At 70.8% G+C, this 1,683-nt stretch carries 2 protein-coding genes; one reads left to right on the top strand and one right to left on the bottom strand.

Annotated features, from left to right (window positions below; genetic code table 11):
• On the bottom strand, nt 1–540 hold a 540-nt coding region (locus tag IH13_RS0125630; RefSeq protein ID WP_031088267.1), incomplete at its 3' end, for a nitrilase-related carbon-nitrogen hydrolase.
• Nucleotides 541–1,074: 534 nt separating this feature from the next.
• On the opposite strand from IH13_RS0125630, the gene IH13_RS0125625 reads away from it, so the two are divergent.
• The gene (locus IH13_RS0125625) at nt 1,075–1,596 is read left to right on the top strand and encodes a hypothetical protein (protein WP_031088266.1); all 522 of its coding nucleotides are present in this window, start codon (nt 1,075–1,077) and stop codon (nt 1,594–1,596) included.
• The last annotated feature ends 87 nt before the right edge of the window (nt 1,597–1,683 follow it).

Below are 1,683 nucleotides of genomic sequence, written 5' to 3'. Positions count from 1 at the left end.
GGCCGACGGGTTGTACACCAACTGGGCTCCGTTGAGACCGAGTTGCCGCCACCCCTCCGGGAAGTGCCGGTCGTAGCAGATGTACACCCCGACCTTGCCGACGGCGGTGTCGAAGACCGGCCAGCCCGCGTTGCCGGGCTTGAAGTAGTACTTCTCCCAGAACCCCTCGACCTGCGGGATGTGGTGCTTGCGGTACTTGCCGAGGTACGAGCCGTCGGCGTCGATCACCGCCGCGGTGTTGTAGTAGAACCCGGACTGTTCGAGCTCGAAGACCGGTACGACGATCACCATGCCCGTCTCGCGGGCCAGTTCCCGCATCCGCCGGACGGTCGGCCCGTCGGGTACGGCCTCGGCCCAGCGGTAGTGCTCGGGCTCCTGCACCTGGCAGAAGTAGGGGGCGTTGAACACCTCCTGGAAACCGATGATCCCCGCACCCCGCCGGGCGGCCTCGCGGGCGTGTTCCTCATGCTTGGCGATCATGGATTCGGTGTCGCCGGTCCAGGTCGCCTGGACGAGTGCGGCGCGTACGACATCGGACATGAGCTGCTCCTTCGACGCGGCGTCAGAGAGCCTCTACGCGATCTCTACGCACGTAGACACGGTGCATAGGAAGAGAACGTAAGCCCCGCCCCACAGCGGGGCAAGACCATCGCCGTGAACCGGCGGAGTCGATCATGTTTCGCACCCGAGCGGTCCACAGCCGCGGGCGGGCCCGGGCCCGCCCTGCCGCCGCCCGATGCCGGGGACCGCGTCTCGGCGGCCCCGCGGGGCCCCGCGACCGCCGCCCCCGGTGCGGTCCGGCCACCGCCGCCGGCACCCGGCTCGCGGCCGGCACGGGGGCGCGGGCGTTCGGTATGCGCCATTGCCTCGACGGCGCCCGCCCGGGCCCGGCGCCCGGGGCGAGTACGCGAAGGGGGCCGCCCCGATCACCCGCATCGTGCGGAAACGCCCCCACTGTCACCTCGTGAAGGTGACATCACATGACCTCCACACCGTGAACACTTCCGGCCTCGCCGCGTCTCCGCTCCGCCGACCGGCAGACGTCCCCGCGGCGGCTCTCGTAGCCTCCCCGCCATGCGACGCACACAGATGAGACGCCTGGGACTCGCCTCCGTCTTCGCCCTCTTCCTCGCCGTGTTCGGCCTGGCCCCGGCGGCGAACGCGGCCGAGCCGGCCGAGCTGACCTTCACGACCGACACCGCCACCACCACGCCGGGCGGCACGGTGAACCTGTCGATGACGCTGACCAACAACCGGAGTTACGACATCTGGTTCGTCTACCAGACGATCGACCCGACCTGGCTGACCACCCAGCGCCCCGACCTGAAGTACAGCTTCACCGGATGCTCCCTGGCCACCGCGGCCGGCAGCACCCCCTGTTCCGGCACCGGACCCGCGGACCTCGGCGGCAACTACGGCACGACCGTGCCCCCCGGCCAGACCCGGACGGTCACCCTCACCCTCCAGATCGCGGAGGACTCCGGGTGCAACGGCGACATCGGCTTCTACTCGTACTACTACGCGGAGTTCAGCGACAGCGCGAACGCCACCGGCGGGCCCGTCTACACCCCCGAGACCCGCGTGCTCTGCGCCTGAGCCCCGCACCGTCCGACCGGCACACGACCCGGGTCCCGCCCGGACCCGTACACCTGGTACGCCAACGGCGGCCGGCCCGCGCACCCC

The organism is Streptomyces sp. NRRL WC-3549 (assembly GCF_000721935.1).
In the GTDB taxonomy this organism is placed as follows: domain Bacteria; phylum Actinomycetota; class Actinomycetes; order Streptomycetales; family Streptomycetaceae; genus Streptomyces.
Note: the sequence above shows the minus strand (reverse complement) of the source record. Positions and strands in the feature narration are given on the sequence as shown.

Coding starts and splice junctions, on each gene's coding strand:
- IH13_RS0125625 (WP_031088266.1), top strand. CDS start 1,075: ATGCGACGCACACAGATGAGACGCCTGGGACTCGCCTCCGTCTTCGCC.